Here is a 1,105-nt window from a genome sequence, read left to right as displayed (position 1 = left end):
CTAAAAAGCTTCGCGCAAGTGGCGTGAAATTCGTTTGGGTTGATCAATCACTTTCTGCTCAGCAGTGCGTATTCAAACCCGTCGAAGAACCTATCGATATCGAAGTAGGGGATAAAACGCTTTCCGTATCAAGCAAAGTACAACGTGCGTATCGCTCGCGAGAAGTCCAACACAAGCGTGCTAAAAAGCTGATTGCGGAAGCAAAAGGCCTAGCGCAGAAACTTCTCAACCAAACTTTTGAAGGCAAAGTTATCCAAGTCGACGAGATTGAATCGTGGGCGGATGACATGATCGAAAGTGTATTTATTGATTCAGACGCTTTGCAGTGTGTTTCTGCATTGCGCCAGAAAGATTCTTATTTACTCGAGCATTCAGTAAATGTCGCCTGTCTGTTGGTTTCGTTCGGCAAACACTTAGGCTTAGACAAAGATACCCTCAAGCAATTGGCGATTGGTGGCATTATTCACGATGTGGGTAAAATCAAAGTGGACGATAAAATTCTTCACAAGCCAGCGCGTTTAACGCCAGAAGAGTTTGAGCACATGAAGTTGCACCAAGTCTTCGCGGGCGAGATCATCGTTGAAGTGAAAGGGTTGAGCGATGTCAGCCGAGACGTGTGTTTAATGCATCATGAAAAGCTTGATGGAACAGGGTATCCGCGCGGACTATCGGGCGACGAGATTCCGATTCATGGTCGCATGAGTTGTATCGTCGACATTTATGACGCGCTCACCGCTGATCGTTGCTACAAAAAAGGCATGAGCTCAGCAGAAGCATTTAAGATTTTGCTCAGTCTAACGCCTTTCCATCTTGACCCTGATCTGGTTTACAAGTTCATCAACTGCATTGGTGTGTATCCAGTAGGTTCTATCGTGGAACTCAGTGATGGCAGAGTGGGTATTGTGTGGTCTTCGAATCCATCTCAAGCGTTAAAGCCAGAAGTGAAATGTTTCTACTCCCGTAAGTACAAACGATACATTGATGTCGCGATGGTGGATTTAAAAACAAGTACGCACAAAATTGAAAGAGCGATAGCGCCTTCATCTTTAGAAATCGATCCAAAACCGTTCTATGACTAAATCGGTGCTTAGCTTGAATCATTACT

The 1,105-nt window shown here is 44.8% G+C and carries 1 protein-coding gene; it reads left to right on the top strand.

Going from position 1 to position 1,105, the window contains the following annotated elements:
• A partial coding sequence (locus R7M72_RS25580; RefSeq protein ID WP_318056526.1) for an HD-GYP domain-containing protein occupies window positions 1–1,079 on the top strand: 1,079 nt, incomplete at its 5' end.
• Window positions 1,080–1,105: the final 26 nt, after the last annotated feature.

It is taken from the genome of Vibrio sp. YT-18 (assembly GCF_033337345.1).
Lineage (GTDB): Bacteria > Pseudomonadota > Gammaproteobacteria > Enterobacterales > Vibrionaceae > Vibrio > Vibrio alginolyticus.
This window is presented reverse-complemented; position numbering and strand designations above follow the sequence as displayed.